This is a genomic window from Rhizobacter sp. P2_H2, assembly GCF_056403375.1.
On sequence record NZ_JBFUFP010000906.1, the window covers coordinates 1 to 2268 of the forward strand.

Sequence of the window (2268 nt, forward strand, 5' to 3'; positions counted from 1 at the left end):
TTCGTCGCCACCTGGTTGCGCGCGCTGCACGACCGTCCTCGCTGGCAGCTCTACGGCGCCTTCGACGGCACCACGGCCGTCGGCGGCGGCGCGCTGTTCGTGGATGGCGACCAGGCCTGGGTCGGGATCGGCAGCATGCTGGAGTCGCATCGGCGCCGCGGCGGTCAGCGCGCGCTCATGGCGCGCCGCGTCAAGGATGCGACGCGCACCGGCGTGCGCTGGATCGGCACCGAGACGGGCGAGCCCACGGACGAGGTCAATCCGTCGCTGCTGAACATGCAGCGTTGCGGCTTCGAGTGCGTGGCCTTGCGCCGCAACCTGCTGCCGCCTCTCGCGATTCGCTCCTCCCCCGGAACGACGGCATGAGGGCACTGACCTGCACCGCCGTGCTGCTGGCCCTGGCACGCTGCAGCATCGAAGGCAACGCAACGACGCTGGCGGGGTTTCCCGAGCTGGAGATCGTGCGGGCGCCTCAGTGGAGTGAAGTGGGAGTGACATCGGACGTCAGGCGCGCGATCGCACGCTTTCTGGTCGAGGGAGGAACGGTCGGGAGGTCGTCGCCTCCTCCCCATGGGGCACGCCGCTGCAGACCGGAACGCGACGCCGCGTGCTGACAGGGCGCCACGCCTTCCCTACCCCGCCAGGAACCCACCATCGGTCGCGAGCACATGGCCCACGACATAGCGCGCTTCATCAGACATCAGCCAGATGGCGGCGGCGGCCACTTCTTCCGGATGGCCCATCCTGCGCAGCGGCAGGCCGGCCGCGACGCTGCGCATGTCCGCAATGCCGGATGAAAGCATCATGTCCGTGAGCACGCGTCCCGGCGCGACCGCGTTGATCCGGATCCCTGCCGGCGCATATTCCATCGCGGCCGATCGCGTGAGCGAGTTGGCTGCCGCCTTCGACGCGCTGTAGAGAGACAGCCCCGGATTGGGATTGCGAATCCCGCTCACGCTGGTGTTGTTGACGATCGTGCCGCCGCCACCCGCCAGCATGGCCGAGATGGCATGGCGCATGAAATGAAAGAGTGCACGCACATTCGTGTCGAACACGCGGGCGTACACCTCGTCGCTTTGCTCCGCCAACGGGCCTCGGCGTTCCTGGCAGCCCGCGTTGTTGAACACGGCGTCGAGCCTGCCGAACCGGACGTGTGCCTGCTGGAGGGTCGAGACGACGTCCTGCTCGCGGGTCGCATCACCCGCCACGAAAAGGCATTCGGCACCGCGCTCGCGGATCTCGCCGGCGAGCGCCTGGCCGAGCTCCTCCCGGCGGCCCGTCACGACCACGGCGGCTGCGCCTTCCGCGGCCATCCGCAGCGCGGTGGCGCGACCGATCCCACTCGTGGCGCCGGTGACCAGGCACACCCGGCCCTTCAGCCGGCCCGCGGTCGGCAACTCCGGGGCAACGCCGGCAAGCTCCTCGGTGGTTGGCGTCGAGATCATGGTCGCCYCCTCGCGAAACGCTGTTCCAGGACGTCCTGGCCCCACTGGGTGGCAGGCCGCTCTTCCACGCAGACGAAGCCATGCGACTCACGGAGATGCCGGGCGGCAGACGAACCGTCGACGGTCCACAGGTGTGTTTCGGCGAATCCCTGGCCGTCGGCGAAGTCCAGCGCGCTGGCCAGCAGCTTGCGCCCCACGCCGCGGCCGCGGAGGCCCTCGTCCACGATGAACCAGCGCAGATGCGCGACGCCGAGGCCCGGGCCATCGCCGTCGATGGCGACCGAGCCGACGATGTCGCCACCTTGCCGGGCCGTCCAGATGCCATTCCCCGGCCTGCCGAGCCTGTCGCAGAAATCCGCCAGGCCTGCCGCGACAGCGGACTCGACGCGTTGTCCGATGCCGGCCCCTCGTGCGTCGTGCAGTGCGTGCATCCGGGTGACGCTGGCGATGAGCCCGACCTGGTAGCCCGGCGTCACATCGACCGCTGGCGGATCGGGGCGCACCTCATGCACGCCTGCGAGCGCCTCGCTGTAGAGCCGCAGGCCGTTGAGAACGGTGCGGTGCTGGCCGTGCTTCAGGCGGCCCAAGGCGGCCGCGACCTGGGCGCGCGCGTGGGCGTGGATCGCCGACACGCGCCGTCGACCCGGCGGGGTCAGCGAGAGCAGCTTGATCCGGCTGTCGTGCTCGGCAGGTGCCTCGCACACATCGCCCGAGTCCACGAGCTTGCGCAGCATGCGGCTGACGCTGGATTTTTCCAGGCGCAGGCGCACGCCCAGGTCCCGGGCGCTGATGTCGCCAGCGTCGATTTCGATCAGGGCGTGGA

3 protein-coding genes are annotated in these 2268 nt (G+C 70.0%); 1 reads left to right on the forward strand and 2 read right to left on the reverse strand.

Features of this window, described 5'->3' with window-relative positions; all coding sequences use genetic code 11:
- A partial coding sequence (locus AC1D15_RS28070; protein WP_477828591.1) for a hypothetical protein occupies positions 1–366 on the forward strand: 366 nt, incomplete at its 5' end.
- A gap of 266 nt (positions 367–632) precedes the next feature.
- Here AC1D15_RS28070 and AC1D15_RS28075 read toward each other — a convergent pair.
- Positions 633–1445: an SDR family NAD(P)-dependent oxidoreductase gene (locus tag AC1D15_RS28075; protein ID WP_477828592.1), complete on the reverse strand. Its 813-nt coding sequence runs from the start codon at positions 1443–1445 to the stop codon at positions 633–635.
- Positions 1442–2268: bifunctional helix-turn-helix transcriptional regulator/GNAT family N-acetyltransferase (locus AC1D15_RS28080; protein ID WP_477828593.1), on the reverse strand; the 827-nt coding region annotated here is incomplete at its 5' end. The genes AC1D15_RS28080 and AC1D15_RS28075, both read right to left, overlap by 4 nt.